Below are 16,619 nucleotides of genomic sequence, written 5' to 3'. Positions count from 1 at the left end.
TTGTGCATGATGCAGATCTCAGTCATGCTTTCTGCAATCACTCCGACGCATAACTATCGCTGCGGTTTGCGGGCCGATGGAGGTGTTCGATGTGGACGCGGAAGCGTGGATCGGCCTGCTCACCGTAGTGATCGCTCTGTTCACCATCGCAGTGATGTACCAGCTTGCCCGGCGCGAGCGGGACGAGCCGACGTTCACCGTCTTACGGATGCCGACGGCCACCGGCTGGGTGCTGACCGCTCACAACGTGGGTCGCTCCGAGGCGCTGCTGGCCTGGTTCGAGCTGGTGCCCGATGTGTACGGACGGGCGACCGAGGTGCGCCCGGGCACCGCGACCCGGGTGCCGGCCGGCGGGCACATCCGCACCGAGGTGGTCCGGGCCGGACGGACGCCGGGGATGGGCATCGACCTGTGCTGGGTCGATCGCAGCCGCGGTGAGCACCGCCTGCCGATTCCGCTGCCCGAGCGGGTGACGATCGAGCCGGCTCCGCCGTCCGGTCCGCCCCGGCGCAAGCGTCGCCGGCGCCCGTCGTGACCGGACCGTCGGACCCGGCCGGGCGCACGGGAACGCCCGGCTCGAAGGGCGGCCGCCCCGGGAAGCGCGACCCGGGGCGGCCCGCCCGACCCGTCGAGGCGTTCATCGGCGGCTCGGGGTGTGGAGCATCCGGGCGACGGCGGCGAAGGCCCGGCCGGCCAGCGCGACCTCCGCGTCGGTGAGCGTCGCCCGGGCGGTCAGGCGCAGACACGAGCGCCCCTCGGGTACCGACGGCGGCCGGATGCACCCCACCTTCACCCCGAACTCCGCACACACCGCCTGCGCGTGCAGGGCCGCGTGCGGGTCCCCGATCGTCACCGAGAGCACGGCCGCGTCCGGCCGGGTCACCGGAAGACCGGCCTGCCGAGCCGCCCAGGCCAGCTCCCCGGCCCGGGCCCGCACCGCCCCGACCAGGTCCGGCGTCGACGACAGGATCCGCAGCGCGGTCAGCGCGGACGCCACCGACCCGGGCGCCAGCCCGGTGTCGACCAGGAACGGCCGGGCCCGGTCGATCAATTCCTGGATCACGTCCGGAGCCCCCACCACGGCCCCGCCCTGCGACCCGAGCGACTTGGCCAGCGACATCGTCCGGACGACGGCCGGCTCGCCGGCCAGCCCGGCCGCGTACACCGCACCGCGTCCCCGCTCACCGAGCACGCCCAGCGCGTTCGCCTCGTCGACGACGAGCAGCGCGTCGTACCGGCGGCACGCCTCGGCCAGCTCGGGCAGCGGCGCCAGGTCTCCGGCGACCGCGAACACCGCGTCGGTGACGACCACCGCGTGCTCTTCCGGACGCCCGGCCAGCGCCCGTTCGACTGCCCCTACGTCCCGATGGGGAACGACGGTCACCCGCGAACGCGACAGCCGGCAGGCGTCCACCAGGGCAGGGTGGTTCTGTTCGTCGGAGACGACGAGGACCTCGGGCCCGCCGAGGGCCGCCAGGACGCCGAGGTCGGCCAGGTACCCGGACGAGAAGACCAGCGCGTCGGGCGCGCCGGAGAACCGGGCGAGCGCGGCCTCGAGCTCGGCGTGCAGCGCGGTCGTACCGCTCAGCAGACGTGAGCCGGTCGCGCCGGCGCCCCAGGTGAGCGCGGCCGCCGCGGCGGCCGACACCACCCGCTCGTCGGAGCTGAGCCCCAGGAAGTCGCTGCCGGCCAGGTCGACCAGGCCGTCACCACCGACTGGGCGTGGCCGGAGCCGCCGGGTGAGCCCGGCGACGGTCCGGACCGAGTACGCGTCACGCAGACGCTGCAGCGGATCCCTCACCAAACGAGCCTCGACTGTCTCTTGTGTCCCGTCCCTCACACCCGCAACCTGCGGTGATGCCCCGTGGCCGGAGTGTGGCACACGAACCTGAGCCGCCGGTACGAGTCTGGACGATCCCTATACCGGCCGGTAGCCGGTCCGGAACCCCGATTGCGTACCGCGACCAGCGCAGCACCCTCCGAAGGGAGGATCACGCTGCGCGTTAGCGAATCCACCCGTTCGGCGGATCAGCTCACAAGTTCGAAAACTCCCCGTGCAACGATCGGAGTCGTGTCGACACTGCGGGACCTCGTTGAAGAACACACGTCGTTGTCCGGCGAGGACCTCGACCACCTCCACCGCCTGGCCGGCGACTGGCAGCTGCTGGCCGACCTGAGCTTCGCCGACCTCCTGCTCTGGCTCCCGGTCGCGGAGAGCGGCTTCCTCTGCGCCGCGCAGGTGCGTCCGACGACCGCGCCCACCGCGTACCACGACGACATGGTCGGCAAGATGGCGACGGGATCGGTCGTCGAGCAGCTCACGACCGCGATGATCGAGCGGCGGATCTGGCGGGAGGGCGACCCGGTCTGGCACGACGGGGTCCCGGCCCGGCAGGAGGCGGTCCCGGTGCGCCGGGAGGATCGGGTGATCGCGGTGGTCGGCCGGGTGACGAACCTGGCCGCGACGCGCGTCCCGAGCCAGCTCGAGCTCAGCTACCTGCAGGCGGCCGACGACCTCTGCCTGATGGTGGCGGGCGGGTCGTTCCCGCCGCCGCCGACCGAGGAGAAGACCGCGTCCGCGCCCCGGGTGGGGGACGGGCTGGTGCGGCTCAACTCGCTGGGGATCGTGACCTACGCCAGCCCGAACGCGCAGTCGGCCTACCGGCGGCTGGGGCTGGCCGGTGACCTGGTGGGGGAGGACCTGGCGACGCTGACCCGGGGGCTGGCGACCGACCCGCTCGACGGCGGCGAGGTGTGTTCGCGGATCCTGGCCGCGGTGCGGGGCGAGGTGAAGGGGCGGACCGAGGTCGAGGCCCGGGGGGCGACCGTGCTGATCCGGGCGCTGCCGCTGCTGCCCGACGGGGTGCCGATCGGGGCGCTGGTGCTGGTGCGTGACGTGACCGACGTCCGGCGCCGTGACAAGGCGTTGGTGACCAAGGACGCGACGATCCGGGAGATCCACCACCGGGTCAAGAACAACCTCCAGACGGTGGCCGCGCTGCTGAGGCTGCAGGCCCGCCGGGTCGGGACGGCCGACGCCCGGGCGGCGCTGGAGGAGTCGGTGCGACGGGTCGCGTCGATCGCGATGGTGCACGAGACGCTGGCGTCGTCGCTGGACGAGACCGTGGACTTCGACTCGATCGTCGACCGGGTGATCTCGATGGTCGCGGATGTCGCGGCGCCGGAGTCGCGGGTGCGGGTGCGGCGGGTCGGGTCGTTCGGGGTGCTGGCGGCGCAGATCGCGACGCCGTTGGTGACCGTGTCGACCGAGCTCGTGCAGAACGCGGTGGAGCACGCGTACGGGCCGGGGCAGGCGGGCGAGGTGACGGTGGCCGCTCATCGCTGGCGCGGGCGGCTGCATGTGCGGATCACTGACGATGGGATGGGGTTGCCGGAGAATTTCGAGCTGGACAGCTCGGAGCGGTTGGGGCTGCAGATCGTTCGGACGTTGGTGACGGGGGAGTTGAACGGGACTCTGGAATTGCGGCCGCGGCCGGAGGGGGGGACTGAGGCGGTTTTGGTCGTGCCGTTGATTCCTTCGCGCTAGGCCGCGGGCCGCGGGGTCGCGGGTCGCCGGGTCGCGGGTTGCCGGGCCGAGGTCCCGGGCCGTGGAGGTTGCGGGCCTCCAGTGGCAGTGCCCCGTGCAGCTGCGGGTGCCGAGAGCCGGGCGCCGCGGGGCAGGGTGCCGCGGGCGGGGTGCCGCGGGCGGGGTGCCGCGGGCGGGGTGCCGCAAGGCGAGGGGCTGCAAGGCGAGGGGCTGCGGGGCGGGGTGCCGCGCGGGGCGAGGGTGCGGTCTTGGTGCGAGGGCGCGCACTTGGGGTGGGCACGGTCTTGGGGTGGGGCGCGGTCGCTAGCGCTGCTCGGGGTTTCCGTCCGCGCCGTGCGGTGCAGCAGGCGGCGGCGGCGCTGCATGAGCGAGGGCGCCGTATGGGCGGGGCGCCGTATGGGCGCCAACTCCGGCTTGCCTCGGCCCCAGCGGCTCGTCTCCGGCGGCTCGATCCCGGTGGCTCGGCTCGGCCTCGGCGGTGCTGCCTCGGACCCTGGCTGCTTTGCCCCGGCGAGCCCGCCCGGCCCCCGCCCTGGGTCCCGGCCCCCGCCCTGAGTCCCGGCCCCCGCCCCGGAGCCCGGCCCCCAGCCCTGGAGCCCGGCCCCGCTCTGGAGCCTGGCCTCCGCTCTGGAGCCTGGCGCCCCGCTCTGGAGCCTGGCCTCCGCTCTGGAGCCTGGCCTCCGCTCTGGAGCCTGGCCTCCGCTCTGGAGCCTGGCCCCCGCCTTGGAGCCTGGCCCGGCGCGGCCCGCGCCAGGTGTCTAGCGCGGGATGCCACGCACCGGTACTGCGACCGCTGTTGGTGCGGCCGTGGCGCCGACAGCGCGGATCGGCGGCCGATTTCCGCTACGTTCCCGGATGCGCTCTGCGGTTTGACGCTAAATCGGGGTTATTCCGGGCTGTTTGAGCCCGGAAAGCCCGCAATCTGCGCGCCGGGCCCTGCGGACACGCGGAAATCGGTGACTGCCATGGCAGTACTAAGCGCCAAGCTCGGGCGCCCCGCCAGGCAGGTGCCCGGGCAGGCCCCTCGCCCCGGTCGCATCACACCAGGGCTCCCAGCGCCCGGCTCGGCCGCAGCGCCCGGCGCGGCCCCAGCGCCCGGCTCGGCCCCAGCGCCCGGCTTGGTCGCAGCGCCCGGCTTGGTCGCAGCGCCCGGCTTGGTCGCAGCGCCCGGCGCGGCCCCAGCGTCCGGCTCGGCCCCAGCGCCCGGCGCCAGCGCCCGGCCCCAGCGCCCGGCCCCAGCGGCAAGTCCCAGCGGCAAGTCCCAGCGCCGGATCCCCTACAACATGAACGGCCCGGTCACTCCTTTGAGAAGGAGTGCCGGGCCGGTCAGGCTCGTGCGAAGGTTTCAGGCGGTGCGGGCGCGCTGCCGGTTGCGGCGCTTGAGCGCCCGGCGTTCGTCCTCGCTCATGCCGCCCCACACGCCGGCGTCCTGACCCGACTCGATCGCCCACTGGAGACACGACTCCGTGACCGAACAGCGGCGGCAGACAGCCTTCGCCTCTTCCACCTGCAACAGCGCCGGGCCGGTCGTCCCGATCGGGAAGAACAGCTCGGGGTCCTCGTCGCGGCAGAGGGCGCGGTGGCGCCAGTCCATGCCAATTCTCCTCGTATTGATCTGCGGGTCGCCGTCCATGCCCACACCGAGCCGGACGGCGGCTGCGAGCTCATGTGTGGTGTTGCTTGTGAATGCTTTCACGAACAGCTGCTATGTCAAGGGGTTGTGAACCTTATTTAAGACGGCGGTGAGCCGACTCACCTGCGGTTAGATCGGACAATACGCTAGTAACGGTGTACTTCACCCTCATATCAGGCACAAGATGCCCGGAGAGTTACGCTCCGCAGCCACCGTCGTGGTCCGAACCGCAGGGGTGCGCCGACTGAGCCGACTAAAGCCGGTTCGGTGGGTAACGCCCCTCACTGTCATGAACGCTCATGCGGCGGTGGGTTCCGCGCTTCTTAACGCCTAAAACGCGTCTACACGAGGAATTTTTAAGGGAGTTCCGGGAGTGTGCCCGAAAATTACTGAGTGGCGGACTCAGACCACGACGCGCAGTGCCTCGGGAACGGCGGTAAATCGCATCTCGGTCAGTTCACCGAGATAGTCGCCGTCCACCTGAGCGGCCAGTGGCCGGTCGGAACGCAGCACGAACCCGGAGAGGTCGTGGCGCCTCAGAACCTGCCGTCCGTGCGGATCGGGCGCGGGCGAAAGGATCTGCCAGACGGTCCGGAGCGTGCTCGGCAGTCGGAGCGCCCGGAGCGCCAACAAATCCAAACCGGTCTCGAACGACGCCTCCGGGCACGGATTCACCGGACGCGCCCCCAAATAGGTCCACGGCGAACAGTTCTGCACGATCACCGCGCCGAAGCGGCCACTCGGCTCGGGCTCCCGATCATCCGATTCGACTTTTAGTTCGACACTTGTCGACCGCCGTTCCGGGCCACCCAGGTACTGCGCGACGGCCGAACGGACGTAGAGCCCCGGCGTCGCCGTGCGTCCGTTACCGCGCGCCCGCTCCACCCGGCTGACGACGGCCGCGTCGAGGCCGTAGCCCGCGCAGAAGATGAACCAGCGGTCGTTGGCCCGCCCGAGCCCGATCGACCGCCTACGGCCCTCTCGGAGGGCCTCCAGCAGCAGCCCGGTGGCGTCCACCGGATCGCGCGGCGCCCCGAGCGCGCGGATGAAGACGTTGGCGGACCCACCAGGCACGACGCCGAGCGCGGGCAGGTCGGGCCGGGGCCCGTCGGCCAGCATTCCGTTGACGACCTCGTTCACGGTGCCGTCGCCGCCGAGTGCCACGACGACGTCGTACGACTCCCGGGAGGCCCGGGTGCCGAGTTCGATCGCGTGGCCGCGATGGGTGGTCTCCACGATCTCCAGATCGAGCTGGCCCGAGAGGGCCGAGACCAACACCTGACGAGTGCGGGGTCGCGTGGTCGTGGCGGTAGGGTTGACCACCAGAAGTGCACGCATGGTGGCGACTCTACTTGTCGGTAGGCTGGGGCTGTGACTGACGCAAGCGTCGACCAGGGGCCTCTCACGCTCCGCTGGGGCGTCCTCGTCCTCTGGATCCAGGCCGCGCTGGTCACCGTGCTCGCGGTCGTCGAGATCGTTCAGCTGATCCGCAACGGCGCCGACCGGTTCGAGACGGCGGCCTGGATCATCGCCGGGCCGCTGGTCGCGGCGGCCGCGCTGTTCTTCGCCGGTCGCCTGCTGGTCAACCGCAAACCCGCTGGTCGGGGCCTCGCCGTGGCCATCCAGCTGTCGGCCGTCCCGGTCGTGTTCTTCATGATCACCGGAGACAGCGACGCCTGGGTGAAGGTGCTCGGCGCCGTGATCGGTGTCTCGGTGATCGCGTGCGTCGCACTGGTGGTCGCCCCAGCCTCCCGCAAAGCAATAGGCCTCTGACGCTCCGTCACCGCAGGCGAACTACTCAGGGTGTTCGAGACCCTCACGCAAGTGTGCCAACGTCCGGCTGAGTAGTCGGGACACGTGCATCTGCGACACCCCGATCTCCGCGGCGATCTCCGACTGCGTCATGTTCGCGAAGAACCGCAGGGCCAGGATCTGCCGCTCGCGCGACGTCAACCGGCTCAGCAGCGGACGCAGCGACGCCCGGTGCTCGACGTTCTCCAGTGCGGCCTGGGCGTCGCCCGCGGCCGGATGAGCGGCGCCCCCGGGGGCGTCGTCGGCCAGTTCGACGTCCAGCGAAACGGTGGTGTACGCGTGCGCGGACCCGATCGCCTCGAGGACCTCCTCCTCGGTGAGCTGGGTGTAGCCGGCGAGCTCGGCGATCGTGGGGGACCGGGAGAGGCGGCCGAACAGGTCGCCGGTGGCCCGGGAGACGGCGAGCGTGTGCTCCTGCATCCGCCGGGGGACGCGGATGGCCCAGCCGCGGTCGCGGAAGTGGCGTTTGACTTCACCAACCACCGTAGGTGTTGCATATGTGGAGAATTCGACCCCGCGTTCGAGATCGAAGCGGTCCACCGCCTTGATCAAGCCGATGGTCGCGACCTGCACCAGGTCGTCCATCGGCTCGCCCCGGCCGGCGAACCGCCGCACCAGGTAGTGGGCCAGCGGCAGGTGCCGCCGGACGAGCTCGTCGCGGTGCGTCCGCCACTCCGGAGTGCCCGGCGCGCAGGCCTGCAACTGCCGGAACAGCTCGTGGGAGGCGTGCCGGTCGCGCTCGGCCGCGGTGAGCACGAGGTCGGGCGTGTCGGACTCGGCCGGCGCCTGACGGCGCATCGGGGCGCGGCGCAGTGGGGCGCTCGCCTCGGCGTGCCCTTCGTCGTCGGACGCCTGGTCGTCACCCGGCCCGGCCGGTACCGGGACCCGGGAGGACTCGTGCTCGCTGCGGCCCGGACGGCGGCCCGCCGGACGCACCGCCGGGTCGGAGGAGCCCGGACGTCGAGCGCTGCTCACGAGGTCCGGCTCCGCCGCTTGACCAGCCCGATGGTGAGCTGATCGTTGCTGACCTCGGCGTCCACCTCGCCGGTCAGGGCCGTGAGGACCTGCCAGGCGAACGTGTTCTGCGGGGGCAAGCTGCGGCGGACGCCGGGAAGGGTGACGGTGACGGCGATCTCGTCGGGCGTGAGGGTGAAGCGGCAGTGCAGCTCGGAGTCGGGAAGCTCCTCGCCGGCCAGCAGCATGGCGCAGGCCTCGTCGACCGCGATCCGCAGATCCTCGATCTCGTCCAGCGTGAAGTGCAAGCGGGCCGCGAGGCCGGCCGTGGCGGTGCGGAGCACCGAGAGGTAAACGCTGTTCGCGGGAAGAGTCAGCAGAACGATGTCCGCATCCGGATCGCCGTCCACACTCTGTCCCTCCGAGATGCGGCCTCCGGCCCTCGGCGCTGCCGAGAGACCGGCGGTGGCGTCTCCCGGTGCCCGGGAGCCGGGTACGTATGCTGCAGTCGCCTCCACGCCACCCCTCCCCGTGTGCCGTCGCGCTGTCTTTGTCTCGCTATGCGGTGTTCCCCCGCCCGCACTTTACGGCTCAGCCGGTTCTCAGGGGAGTCCACACGCGAGTCGCTCGGGTGATAGCTGTCGACTCAGCGCTCGGCCAGGCGTGGGAGGGCCTCTCCGTCGACCCGGTAGGGCACCCACTCGGTCAGCGCCCGGGCGCCCATCGCCGCGTACGCGTCCCGGGCCGGGGCGTTCCAGTCGAGCACCCACCACTCGAGGCGCGCGTAGCCGCGCTCGGTGCAGATCCGGGCCAGCCGGGACAGCAGCGCCCGGGCCGCGCCGCCGCGGCGCGCCTCCGGGCGCACGTAGAGGTCCTCGAGGTAGATCCCGTGGACGCCCCGCCAGGTGGAGAAGTTCAGGAACCAGAGCGCGAAGCCCACGACCTCACCGCCACGAGCGACGACGTGCGCGAACACCGCCGGGGAAGGCCCGAACAGAGCGGCTTCCAGCTGGGAGATCGTCAGCGTGCACTCCGCCGGCGCCTTCTCGTACGAGGCCAGCTCGTGCACCATCTCGACGATGTCCGCGAGGTCGTCGGGGGTCGCCTCGCGAACGTCCCAGCTCACTCCCATGCCGCCGGCGCATTCCAGCGCCGGATCACCGGGAGGTCGTGCTCGGTGCCGAGCACGCTGATCGTCGCCGTGTCGAGCGCCAGGAGGCGTCCCTCGGACGCGGGCAGCCCGAGCCAGCGCGCGCCGAGCACGCGCAGGATGTGGCCGTGGGCGAACAGCACGACGTTGCCCTCGGGAAGCGCCTTGCGCACCCGGTCGAGCACGTGGTCGGTGCGCTCACCGGCCTGATCGATGGTCTCGCCGCCGGGGTTCGGCGCGGTCCAGACCGACCAGTCGGGGTCGCGTTCCCGGATCTGGGGCGTCGTGATGCCCTCGTAGTCCCCGTAGTCGACCTCGCGGAGGTTCTCGTCGAGTTCGACCGGGACGCCGGCCAGCTCCGCGGTGCGGCGGGCACGCTGCAGCGGGCTGGAGAGGGCCAGGACCGGGTGCACCCCGGCGAGCAGCGGCTTCAACGCCAGCGCCACGGCTTCGCCGGTGGGCGTCAACGGCAGGTCGGTGCGGCTGGTGTGCTGGCCCGACTTCGACCACTCGGTTTCGCCGTGCCGCACCAGGAACACGGCAGCGCCGGCCGCCCCCACTCGGGCGGGGGCGGCCGGCGCGCTGTCGTGCGTCACGCCTTCTTGGTCTCCCAGAAGATCTCGGCGATCTCGTCGATCTTGCCGAGAAGCTGGTCGGCGACCGCGACGTCCAGCGTGCCCTTGCCGCCGGCCGCACCGGCGAGCTTCGTGGCCTCGTTGAACAGCGTGTGCAGCTGCGGGTACTTCTCGAAGTGCGGCGGCTTGAAGTAGTCGGTCCACAGCACCCACAGGTGGTGCTTGACCAGCTCGGACCGCTGCTCCTTGATGATGATCGCCCGGGTGCGGAACACCGGGTCCTCGTTCCCCTGGTACTTCTCGATGATGGCCTTGACCGACTGCGCCTCGATCCGGGCCTGAGCCGGGTCGTAGACGCCGCAGGGAAGGTCGCAGTGGGCATGTGCGACAGTGCGCGGCGCGAGGAATCGCGGGAACCGCATGGTCTCAGTCCTCCGGTGGGATGATGCAATGTCCGACGAACGACTACCTGTCTGACCCTACTCCCGGGTGCGTCTTGCCTCCTCTTACCCCTGCCGAGCGATCACTCGGCCGATCGCGCTGGGTGCACATCCTGGTGAGCGGGCCCTCGATGGTCCCTACCCTCAAGCACGGCGATCATGTGCTGGTCCGCCGGACGACTCGGGTGCGACCCGGTGACGTCGTCGTCGGCTCGTTCCCGGCCCGGCCCGATCTGCTGGTCGTCAAGCGGGCGGTGCGGCCGATGGCCGACGGCTGGTGGCTGGCGTCCGACAACGGGGCGGTGGCCGACGACTCGCGCCGGTACGGTCCGGCCGCCGTCTACGGGCGGGTCCTCGTCCGCTGCTGGCCGCCGCGCCGGATCGGTATCCTGAGCAGGACGGATCTCGCTGGGGCGCAGTGACTTACCGCACCCGTCCCAATACGTGGTACACCTGATCGATCCACCCGTGCGAGAATCCTGTGTCTATCTCCGGGCGACCCCCGGGTGACGCGACCGCCGCACCCACGACCGTGGGGTCCTGCCGCACCGTCCGCCGCGCCCGAATTCAGGAGCCCCTTGTGAGCGCCGTTTCCATCAATCCCTCCGAACTCAAAGCCGAGCCCGACCCGGTCTTCGCCGCCCATCGCGGCGGCAAGATGGAGATCGCCGCGACGATCCCGCTGGAGAACCGGGACGACCTGTCGATCGCCTACACGCCCGGTGTCGCCCGCGTGTGCAGCGCGATCGCGGCCGAGCCGGCCCTGTTCGACGAGTACACCTGGGCGTCCCGCACGGTCGCCGTGGTCACCGACGGCACCGCCGTGCTCGGTCTCGGCAACATCGGCCCCAGGGCCGCGATGCCGGTCATGGAGGGCAAGGCCGTCCTGTTCAAGCAGTTCGGCGGCATCGACGCGGTCCCGATCTGCCTGGACACGACCGACCCCGACGAGATCGTCGAGACCGTCGCCCGGCTCGCGCCGTCGTTCGGCGGCATCAACCTCGAAGACATCAGCGCCCCGCGCTGCTTCGCCATCGAGGCGATGCTGGCCGAGCGGCTCGACATCCCGGTCTTCCACGACGACCAGCACGGCACCGCGGTCGTCGCCACCGCCGCGCTCGAGAACGCGGCCCGGCTGACCGGTCGCGACCTCGCCGACCTGCGGGTCGTCGTCTCGGGCGCCGGTGCGGCCGGCGTCGCGGTGACGAAGATGCTGCTCGCCGCCGGGGTCGGTGACATCGCGGTGGCCGACTCACGGGGCATCATCCACCTCGGCCGCGAGAACCTGACGCTGGTGAAGAGCGAGCTGGCCACGCTCACGAACCGGGCCGGGCTCACCGGTTCGATCGAGGACGCGCTCGAGGGCGCGGACGTGTTCGTCGGGCTCTCGTCGGGCCAGGTCCCGGAGTCGGCGGTGGCCACGATGGCGCCGGACTCGTTCATCTTCGCGATGGCTAACCCCGACCCCGAGGTGCACCCGGACGTCGCGCACAAGTACGCCGCCGTCGTGGCGACCGGCCGGAGCGACTACCCGAACCAGATCAACAACGTGCTCGCGTTCCCGGGCATCTTCCGCGGCGCGCTGGACGTCCGCGCCACGTCGATCACCGAGGGCATGAAGCTGGCCGCCGCGGACGCGCTCGCCGCCGTCGTGGCCGACGAACTGCGCGCCGACCACATCATCCCGAGCCCGTTCGACCCGCGGGTCGCTCCCGCCGTCGCGTCCGCGGTCTCGTCCGCGGCCCGCGCCGAGGGTGTCGCACGAGCCTGATTACGCCTGCCTGGTGACGGCCGGTCGCTTCCGCGGCCGGCCGTCGTGGTGTCCGCGGGTGACGTCCCGCTCCGCCGTAGGCGGTTGCGGTCCCGTCCTCGCCGGCCGGGGGTGTGCAACTACACGCGCGACGTGTTGGTGGGGCGGACGTAGTCGGCGCCGCGCCAGAGCTTGCCGAGCAGGGCGTCGACCACGACGATGCCGACCACCCCGACGTAGTTCCACGGCCCCAGCGCCTCCACCGGAGGCAGGTCGAACAGCGTGTAGGCGAGCAGCCAGGCGGCGCCGAGGAACGTCAGCGAGCTGAGCAGCGCGCCAACCCACGGGCGGGACGGCGTGCGGCCGGACGCGGTGTAGGCGGTCTTCTCCGATTCAGACACGGCCCCTCCGAATGACAGTGGCGCTGACATCTGCTGGCCTCTTGTCAGCGCAGTATCTCGGATGCCATCGTTCGTTGTCGAGGTTTCACCTCTACTGGGAGGACCGAGTCGATGACGACTTCGTGGCGAGACGGGCGACGCTATCTCTGGCCTTCGGCGATCGTGGTGCCGATCCTGCCGTTCCTGAGCTACGGCATCGTGTCGCAGACCGGCGTCCAGGGCTGGTGGTGGTTGACCCCGCTGCTGGTCTTCGTGGTGATCCCGCTCGTCGACATGATCGGCGGCGACGACGTGGGGAACCCGCCGGAGGATGCGGCGGGCGGGTTACAGGCCGACCGGTACTACCGCTGGCTGACGTTCCTGTACCTCCCGCTGCAGTTCGGCGGGCTGGTGCTGGGGTCGTGGCAGTGGGTCGACGGCGGCCTGGGGTGGGCGGGCAAGCTCGGGGTGCTCGTGTCGGTGGGGACCGTGAACGGCATCGCGATCAACGCGGCCCACGAGCTCGGGCACAAGCGCGAGAGCCTGGAGCGCTGGCTGTCGAAGATCGCGCTGGCGCCGACCGCGTACGGCCACTTCTACGTCGAACACAACCGGGGTCACCACACCCGGGTCGCGACGCCGGAGGATCCGGCGAGCTCGCGGCTCGGCGAGGGGTTCTGGCGGTTCTGGCCGCGGACCGTGTGGGGGAGCCTGGTCTCGGCCTGGCGGCTGGAGTCCTCCCGGCTCGCGCTGCGCCGGCGGAGCCGGTGGACCTGGCGGAACGACGTGCTCAACGCGTGGGCGATGACGCTGGTGCTGTTCGTCGGGCTGGCTCTGTGGTTCGGCCCGGGCGTGCTTCCGTTCCTGGCCGCCCAGGCCGTGCTCGGGTTCTCGTTCCTCGAGGTCGTGAACTACCTGGAGCACTACGGGCTGAAGCGTTCGCACAACGGGACCCGCTACGAGCGGGTCGACGAGCAGCACAGCTGGAACTCCAACCGGCTGGTCACGAACATGTTCCTGTACCAGTTGCAGCGGCACAGCGACCACCACGCGAACCCGGTCCGCCGGTACCAGATCCTGCGCACGTACGACACGTCTCCGCAGCTTCCGGCGGGCTATGCCACGATGATCGTCGTGGCGCTCTTCCCGCCGCTGTGGCGCCGGATCATGGATCCGAAGGTCATCGCCCACTACGGCGGCGACCTCGACCGGGCCAACCTGCACGAGCCCGCGCGGGCGTCGCTGGAGGCGCGTGGGGAGCTCGTACTTGAGTAGACGCAGCTACGTCGAACGGGTCCGGGCCGGGATGCGCGACGCCGTGTTCGACGCGGTGGAGCAGCTGATCCGCGACCGGGGCTGGCAACAGACCCGGATGGCCGACGTCGCCGACGCGGCCGGCATCAGCAGGCAGACCGTGTACCAGCTGTTCGGCTCCCGGGAGGAGCTGGCCCAGCAGTACGTGCTGTGGGAGGCCGACCGGTTCCTGGGCACGGTCTCGGACGCGGTGGCCGCACACGCGGACGACCCGTACCAGGCGATCGAAGCCGCGCTGGACGCGTTCCTGACCGGGGCCGCCGACAACCCGATGGTGAAGGCGATCCTCGGCGGCGACGACCTGTTGCCGCTGGTCACGACCCAGAGCTGGCCGGTGATCGAGGTCGCGCGGGAGCGGCTGGTCGCGGTGATCGGGGTCTACTGGCCGCAGCTGGAGGCCGGGGACGTGCGGCTGTTCGCCGAGACCGTCGTCCGGCTGGCGATCAGCCACGTGACGGTGGCCGGCGGGGACGCGCTCGGGGACATCACGCGGGTGCTGCGTCCGTTCATCACCGAGGTGTTCCACCGTGCGTCGGTTCACACTTTCGGCGACGGGGGCGCGGCCCGCGGATAGTGTCGGAAGATGTTCGCCGCCTACGCCGCCCGCTTCGACGACGCCGATCCGCTGTCCGCGCTCGAGACCGGCGACGTGCCGGATCCGACCCCGCCCGACGGCTGGGTCGTCGTCGACATCGTGGCCAGTGCCCTGAACCACCACGACCTCTGGTCGCTGCGGGGCGTCGGTCTCGCGGCCGAGCAGCTGCCGATGATCCTCGGCTGCGACGCGGCCGGACGCGACCCGGAGGGCAACGAGGTCGTCGTCTACTCGGTGGTGGCCGACCCGGAGTCGGGCAAGACCTCGATCCTGTCGGAGAAGTTCCCGGGGACGTTGGCCCAGAAGGTCGCGGTGCCGCGTTCGTCGCTGGTGCCGAAGCCGGCCGAGCTGTCGTTCGCCGAGGCCGCGTGCCTGCCGACCGCGTGGCTCACCGCGTACCGGATGCTCGTCTCGTGCGGGCAGGTCACCGCCGGATCGTCGGTGCTGGTGCAGGGGGCGGGTGGTGGCGTGGCCACCGCGGCCGTCGCGATCGGCACCGCGCTCGGGGCCACCGTGTACGCGACCAGCCGGGACGCGTCCAAGCGGGAGCGGGCCGAGAAGCTCGGGGCGATCCCGTTGGAGAGCGGGGCCCGGGTGCCGAAACGCGTCGACTGCGTGATCGAGACCGTGGGCGAGGCGACGTTCGACCACTCGCTGAAGTCGCTGAAGCCGGGCGGAAGGCTGGTCGTCTCGGGGGCGACGTCGGGGCACCTGCCGCGGGTCGACCTGCGGCGGGTGTTCTTCCTCGACATCTCGATCCTGGGGACGTCGATGGGGTCGGCGGAGGAGTTGGCGGCCTTGATGGAGCTGTGCGCCCGCACCGGCCTCCGCCCGATCATCGACTCGACGTTCCCGCTCTCCCGGGCCCGGGACGCGTTCGCCCACCTGCAGAGCGGGGACGTCTTCGGCAAGGTCGTCCTGGAGAACGACCTGTAAGGAGTCACGTGGTTCCGAGGCGCCTCAGCATGTGCTGGATCAGGGGTGCGAACGACTGCTGCGGGTCGCCCGGTTCGGTGCCTCCCTGCGCCACCGCGATCAGGTTGTGGCCGACCACCGCCTCGAAGACCGTGAGGTAGATCGTGGTGCCCTGCTCCTGACTGGTGAGCTGCACCGCGATCCGCTTCTCCCCGATCGCGAGCGGTTTCAGCTTCGTCGCCGTCATGTCGTCCGTGCCGTCGGCGTCGGTGACCGTGAACGAGGGGCACCGGTCCACCAGTGCCCCGGCCGCGAGCGGCAGGCCGGCGTCGGGGGCCTGCGTCCAGGACGACACCTCGTACACCGTCTGGGTGTTGCTCGACTCGTTCGAGAACGTGACGCTCTCCTTGGCCGCCAGCTTGGGCCGGTAGCCGGCGAAGTCCGTCGGGAACTGCACGTACAGCGGCTTGCAGGACGCCGGCTCGACCGTCGGGTCGGACTCGTCCAGGGGCGTCTCGCCGGCCGTCCAGCCGTCACCGGAGAGTTCGGAGACGGCGGGGAGCGCGGCCTTGGCTTCGGCGGGGGTGAGCAGCCGTCCCTCGGGGGCCTCGGATGGCGACGGGGCCGGGTTGGTCTTCTCGACGATGGGCTCGGGATTGCTGCTGCATCCGGCCAGCGTGACGCCGAGAACGAGGGCGGTGGCGAGGAGTGAGGGTGCGCGTGTGAACACTCGGGCACCCTAGTAGTGACTGTCCACAGCAGATACACAGCCTGGCGCAACCAAGTCCCGCCTCGGCGGCCGCCGGTCAGGGTTGAAGCGCCGGCGGGATCACTTGGCCAGGTCGGCCAGGATGCCCTTGATCAAGGGCTCGAACGCCTTCTGGAGATCGTCGGGGGACCTGGTGGTCTGGGAAACGGTGATCAGGTTGTGGCCGATCGTCGCTTCGAAGATCGTCAGGTAGAACTTCACCCCGTGGTTGGAGGCGCTGAACTGCATCGCGACCTGCTTGTCGCCGATCGGTAACGCCGGGAGGCGCTTCGGGGTGAACGTCTGCACCGTGCCGTCGGGAAGCGAGACGGTCAGAGTCGACGTGCAGCGGTCGACGACCTGGGCGGCGTCGATCGGCAGCGCGCTGTCGGCGGCGTTCGTCCAGGACGCGATCTCGTACGTGGCGGCGGTGTAGCTGCCGGTCTCGTTCGTGAACGTGCGGGATTCGTTCGCCGCCAGCTTCGACTTGTACGCCGGGAAGTCGGTCGCAATGGCGGTCACCAACGGCGCGCAGCGGGCCGGCATGACGGTCGGCTGGGCGTCGTCGGTGCTGCTCGGGCCGGCGGTCCAACCGGTGCCGCCCAGGTCGGAGACGGTGGGAAGCGCGGCCTCGGCCTCGGCCGGGGTCAGCAGGCGACGTTCGCGGGCCTCGGCCGGCGACGCGGAGGCGGACGGCGATGCCGATTCGGCGTCGATCTCGTCGTTGATGGCATCGCAACCGGTCAGGACGGCGAACAAGGCGATCGCGGTCGCGAGGCGGAAACCGATTCGGAGGAGCACCCGGG

Annotated in this window: 19 protein-coding genes; 8 read left to right on the top strand and 11 right to left on the bottom strand. The window is 71.2% G+C overall.

Going from position 1 to position 16,619, the window contains the following annotated elements; all coding sequences use genetic code 11:
- Positions 1-91 precede the first annotated feature (91 nt).
- Complete coding sequence (locus FL583_RS25430) at positions 92-535, top strand: hypothetical protein (protein ID WP_142707334.1); 444 nt, start codon at positions 92-94, stop codon at positions 533-535.
- 102 nt (positions 536-637) lie between these two features.
- Here the strand turns inward: FL583_RS25430 and FL583_RS25425 are convergent, their stop codons facing one another.
- Positions 638-1,801 (bottom strand): 8-amino-7-oxononanoate synthase, encoded by a 1,164-nt coding sequence (locus FL583_RS25425; protein ID WP_142707333.1) that lies wholly within the window; start codon positions 1,799-1,801, stop codon positions 638-640.
- A 270-nt stretch (positions 1,802-2,071) separates the two neighbouring features.
- Between FL583_RS25425 and FL583_RS25420 the strand changes: the two genes are divergently transcribed.
- On the top strand, positions 2,072-3,547 hold the full coding sequence (locus tag FL583_RS25420) for a sensor histidine kinase (protein ID WP_142707332.1): 1,476 nt from the start codon (positions 2,072-2,074) through the stop codon (positions 3,545-3,547).
- Between the two features lie 1,345 nt (positions 3,548-4,892).
- On the opposite strand, the gene FL583_RS25410 is transcribed toward FL583_RS25420, so the two are convergent.
- Both FL583_RS25410 and FL583_RS25405 read right to left on the bottom strand, forming a co-directional pair.
- Positions 4,893-5,141, bottom strand: coding sequence for a WhiB family transcriptional regulator (locus tag FL583_RS25410; RefSeq protein WP_073258619.1), 249 nt, complete (start codon positions 5,139-5,141; stop codon positions 4,893-4,895).
- Between the two features lie 441 nt (positions 5,142-5,582).
- The gene (locus tag FL583_RS25405) at positions 5,583-6,518 is read right to left on the bottom strand and encodes a diacylglycerol/lipid kinase family protein (RefSeq protein ID WP_142707330.1); all 936 of its coding nucleotides are present in this window, start codon (positions 6,516-6,518) and stop codon (positions 5,583-5,585) included.
- Positions 6,519-6,551: 33 nt separating this feature from the next.
- Here FL583_RS25405 and FL583_RS25400 point away from each other — a divergent pair, with 33 nt between their 5' ends.
- Positions 6,552-6,953 carry a hypothetical protein gene (locus FL583_RS25400; protein ID WP_142707329.1) on the top strand — a complete coding sequence of 134 codons (402 nt, stop codon included), beginning with the start codon at positions 6,552-6,554 and terminating at the stop codon, positions 6,951-6,953.
- Positions 6,954-6,974: 21 nt separating this feature from the next.
- Here the strand turns inward: FL583_RS25400 and FL583_RS25395 are convergent, their stop codons facing one another.
- From FL583_RS25395 to sodN, 5 genes are all read right to left on the bottom strand, one after another.
- A complete protein-coding gene (locus FL583_RS25395; RefSeq protein WP_240746799.1) occupies positions 6,975-7,967 on the bottom strand; it encodes a SigB/SigF/SigG family RNA polymerase sigma factor in 993 nt (330 codons plus the stop codon).
- Positions 7,964-8,356 carry an ATP-binding protein gene (locus FL583_RS25390; RefSeq protein WP_142707328.1) on the bottom strand — a complete coding sequence of 131 codons (393 nt, stop codon included), beginning with the start codon at positions 8,354-8,356 and terminating at the stop codon, positions 7,964-7,966. Before FL583_RS25390 ends, FL583_RS25395 begins: the two co-directional genes overlap by 4 nt.
- A 236-nt stretch (positions 8,357-8,592) precedes the next feature.
- A complete protein-coding gene (locus FL583_RS25385; RefSeq protein ID WP_142707327.1) occupies positions 8,593-9,078 on the bottom strand; it encodes a GNAT family N-acetyltransferase in 486 nt (161 codons plus the stop codon).
- On the bottom strand, positions 9,069-9,692 hold the full coding sequence (locus tag FL583_RS25380; protein ID WP_240746798.1) for a histidine phosphatase family protein: 624 nt from the start codon (positions 9,690-9,692) through the stop codon (positions 9,069-9,071). Before FL583_RS25380 ends, FL583_RS25385 begins: the two co-directional genes overlap by 10 nt.
- Positions 9,689-10,093 (bottom strand): superoxide dismutase, Ni, encoded by a 405-nt coding sequence (gene sodN, locus FL583_RS25375; RefSeq protein WP_142707326.1) that lies wholly within the window; start codon positions 10,091-10,093, stop codon positions 9,689-9,691. Before sodN ends, FL583_RS25380 begins: the two co-directional genes overlap by 4 nt.
- A gap of 23 nt (positions 10,094-10,116) precedes the next feature.
- Here sodN and FL583_RS25370 point away from each other — a divergent pair, with 23 nt between their 5' ends.
- Together FL583_RS25370 and FL583_RS25365 are read left to right on the top strand one after the other, a co-directional pair.
- A complete protein-coding gene (locus FL583_RS25370) occupies positions 10,117-10,533 on the top strand; it encodes a S26 family signal peptidase (RefSeq protein WP_142707325.1) in 417 nt (138 codons plus the stop codon).
- A 143-nt stretch (positions 10,534-10,676) separates the two neighbouring features.
- Positions 10,677-11,882 (top strand): NAD(P)-dependent malic enzyme, encoded by a 1,206-nt coding sequence (locus tag FL583_RS25365; RefSeq protein WP_420843189.1) that lies wholly within the window; start codon positions 10,677-10,679, stop codon positions 11,880-11,882.
- 119 nt (positions 11,883-12,001) lie between these two features.
- Here FL583_RS25365 and FL583_RS25360 read toward each other — a convergent pair whose 3' ends face one another.
- Positions 12,002-12,262 (bottom strand): cell division protein CrgA, encoded by a 261-nt coding sequence (locus tag FL583_RS25360; protein ID WP_170323859.1) that lies wholly within the window; start codon positions 12,260-12,262, stop codon positions 12,002-12,004.
- Between the two features lie 111 nt (positions 12,263-12,373).
- Here FL583_RS25360 and FL583_RS25355 point away from each other — a divergent pair, with 111 nt between their 5' ends.
- Genes FL583_RS25355 through FL583_RS25345 form a run of 3 tightly spaced genes read left to right on the top strand, consistent with a single transcriptional unit; the run spans position 12,374 to position 15,086 of the window.
- Positions 12,374-13,516 (top strand): alkane 1-monooxygenase, encoded by a 1,143-nt coding sequence (locus tag FL583_RS25355; RefSeq protein WP_142707323.1) that lies wholly within the window; start codon positions 12,374-12,376, stop codon positions 13,514-13,516.
- The gene (locus tag FL583_RS25350; RefSeq protein WP_142707322.1) at positions 13,509-14,129 is read left to right on the top strand and encodes a TetR/AcrR family transcriptional regulator; all 621 of its coding nucleotides are present in this window, start codon (positions 13,509-13,511) and stop codon (positions 14,127-14,129) included. Before FL583_RS25355 ends, FL583_RS25350 begins: the two co-directional genes overlap by 8 nt.
- Positions 14,130-14,138: 9 nt before the next feature.
- Positions 14,139-15,086, top strand: a complete 948-nt coding sequence (locus tag FL583_RS25345) for a zinc-binding dehydrogenase (RefSeq protein ID WP_142707321.1) — start codon at positions 14,139-14,141, stop codon at positions 15,084-15,086.
- Positions 15,087-15,090: 4 nt separating this feature from the next.
- Here FL583_RS25345 and FL583_RS25340 read toward each other — a convergent pair whose 3' ends face one another.
- A complete protein-coding gene (locus FL583_RS25340; protein ID WP_142707320.1) occupies positions 15,091-15,795 on the bottom strand; it encodes a hypothetical protein in 705 nt (234 codons plus the stop codon).
- A gap of 99 nt (positions 15,796-15,894) precedes the next feature.
- Positions 15,895-16,614, bottom strand: a complete 720-nt coding sequence (locus FL583_RS25335) for a hypothetical protein (RefSeq protein WP_142707319.1) — start codon at positions 16,612-16,614, stop codon at positions 15,895-15,897.
- Positions 16,615-16,619 lie beyond the last annotated feature (5 nt).

The sequence above is a fragment of the Cryptosporangium phraense genome, assembly GCF_006912135.1.
GTDB classification, from domain to species: Bacteria; Actinomycetota; Actinomycetes; order Mycobacteriales; family Cryptosporangiaceae; genus Cryptosporangium; species Cryptosporangium phraense.
The sequence above is the reverse complement of the archived record's forward strand: the minus strand, read 5'-3'. Positions and strand labels throughout refer to the sequence as shown.

Excerpts from the sequence above, each read along its gene's own strand:
- FL583_RS25355 (WP_142707323.1), top strand. The coding sequence starts at position 12,374 with ATGACGACTTCGTGGCGAGACGGGCGACGCTATCTCTGGCCTTCGGCG.
- FL583_RS25405 (WP_142707330.1), bottom strand. The coding sequence starts at position 6,518 with ATGCGTGCACTTCTGGTGGTCAACCCTACCGCCACGACCACGCGACCC.
- FL583_RS25345 (WP_142707321.1), top strand. The coding sequence starts at position 14,139 with ATGTTCGCCGCCTACGCCGCCCGCTTCGACGACGCCGATCCGCTGTCC.
- sodN (WP_142707326.1), bottom strand. The coding sequence starts at position 10,093 with ATGCGGTTCCCGCGATTCCTCGCGCCGCGCACTGTCGCACATGCCCAC.
- FL583_RS25385 (WP_142707327.1), bottom strand. The coding sequence starts at position 9,078 with ATGGGAGTGAGCTGGGACGTTCGCGAGGCGACCCCCGACGACCTCGCG.
- FL583_RS25370 (WP_142707325.1), top strand. The coding sequence starts at position 10,117 with ATGCAATGTCCGACGAACGACTACCTGTCTGACCCTACTCCCGGGTGC.
- FL583_RS25410 (WP_073258619.1), bottom strand. The coding sequence starts at position 5,141 with ATGGACTGGCGCCACCGCGCCCTCTGCCGCGACGAGGACCCCGAGCTG.